Here is a 1,701-nt window from a genome sequence, read left to right on the forward strand (position 1 = left end):
ATCCGCCGATGATGTTGTTCGGGACTAAGAATTTTTGGAAAAACGGGGTGTAGCGCCGCAGAATCGTTCCGACGACCAGAAAGGCGCTCAGATAAGTAAAATCCAGCACCAGATCTTTCAGACTCAAAGACAAATCCCACGCGTTCATATTGTCTCCTCCCTTCGGTTGTTAAAGATACAGAGAGCCAAACCGACGGAAAATTATCGAGCGTTTCTCAGACATTCAAGAAGTTTAAAGGCGTCATGCGTCAAACCGGAACATTTCCGGCATCACACCACTTCAAAATCAGCCGGTCGTTTCCTTTCTCTGTGGGATTCGATAAGTTATGCCGGTTTTTTGGGGTTCTCAAGCCGTTGGTCAAGTCGATATTATCCGCCAAGGCGGATAAGGTTGGAGCCAAGTCGTCTCGTCTTACTCTCCGTCACCCGTACTGATCACTAGCCAATCGTCACTTTGGAACGCGGCAGAGTGAATAATAAGAATTGGTTTGGGCATTGTAATATCTCTCGACGATGATCGAGTCCTTAAAATACATATCGTAGTACTGGCGCATGATTTTAGAATCGGAGGCGGTGCGGTCGGTTCTCCGAATGACGGTAATCGACTCTGTATTGATGCTGGTATTTTTCCCAACATCGAAGCGAGCATATTCATCGGTATCGCGCCATGCTTTCGTCCAGTTCGAATACCTTGCGGCAATACCGACGCCGTAACGCCATTTTTTGGATTCCGGCGTGTTCTGAATCCAGTCAGGCGGCGGCCCCCAATTAACGTCGTCCGAAGTCACGTTTTTTTTCGTTTTGGGAGAAGCGATCAGTACAAAATACCCATCCGTTGTAATCGACGAATCGACGATTGAATAATCATTCCGAATTTCTTTAAGAATATCCTCTTCGTAAATCAGTTGAAAGATAGGATTTATTAAAGACATCCGGCCGTCGTTGATCTCTTCGATATAAAACTTTAAATGGATGGATTTTTGTTTCGCCAGTGTGTTCAGCGCAACGTCGATAGCTTTCCTTTTCGCCGAATTCATATTCTGGTATTTGCCGCAGTAACCGACCGCGTACATGACGCCCGCGGGAGCATCCGGTAATTCTTTAAACCACGACGGAATGACGGTTTGAGATGACAATTCCGTCATAAAAGCGAGCAAAAGAAGTGCGCTGATTCGAATCTTTGTTCTCATAGAAGACAAAAACGACCAGTCCGGCGATTGCCGGACTGGTCGAATGTATACTTATTTCCCGACGTTTTCCAGTTTCTGGACTTCTTTTTCGAGATCTTCAAAGCTCAGATTGGCTTTTGCTTCATTATAAAGCGATTTTTGCTTACGGGCTTCGTTGAGAGTTTGCTGAACGAGACTGTTTAGGTTATACTCGGCAAGGGAATAGGCATGATAGATACTACCCTCCTGCTTCATTTCTCTTTTCACAATTTTGCATCCTGTCAAAACGGTATTCGCAACCTGTTTGCTAACGGATGAAGTAAATTCCAATGCCTCGGCGTCGGCTCCGATGCCGCTTTCCTGCATGAAATTCTTCAGCATGTTCGAGACTTTAACTTCCAGCGTTCTGGAAATGGCATCGCGAGCACGAGCGTCGGCGGCTTCTTTCGCCAATCCCATGCTTTGTTTGGCCGCGTCGCCCGCTTCATAATAGGCGTCTTCAGCCTGCGGCGGATTCAGATACCATTCCGGA

At 46.5% G+C, this 1,701-nt stretch carries 2 protein-coding genes; both read right to left on the minus strand.

The window, feature by feature from the left end:
* Window positions 1-449 precede the first annotated feature (449 nt).
* A complete protein-coding gene (locus COT43_06220; protein ID PIS28549.1) occupies window positions 450-1,190 on the minus strand; it encodes a hypothetical protein in 741 nt (246 codons plus the stop codon).
* 51 nt (window positions 1,191-1,241) lie between these two features.
* Window positions 1,242-1,701, minus strand: a 460-nt coding sequence (locus COT43_06225) for a hypothetical protein (protein ID PIS28550.1), incomplete at its 5' end; no start/stop codon positions are given.

The sequence above is a fragment of the Candidatus Marinimicrobia bacterium CG08_land_8_20_14_0_20_45_22 genome (genome assembly GCA_002774355.1).
Taxonomy (GTDB): domain Bacteria; phylum Fidelibacterota; class UBA2242; order UBA2242; family UBA2242; genus 0-14-0-20-45-22.

What these genes read in the sequence shown, in the direction of transcription:
- COT43_06220 (PIS28549.1), bottom strand. Translation starts at nt 1,190, where the DNA reads ATGAGAACAAAGATTCGAATCAGCGCACTTCTTTTGCTCGCTTTTATG.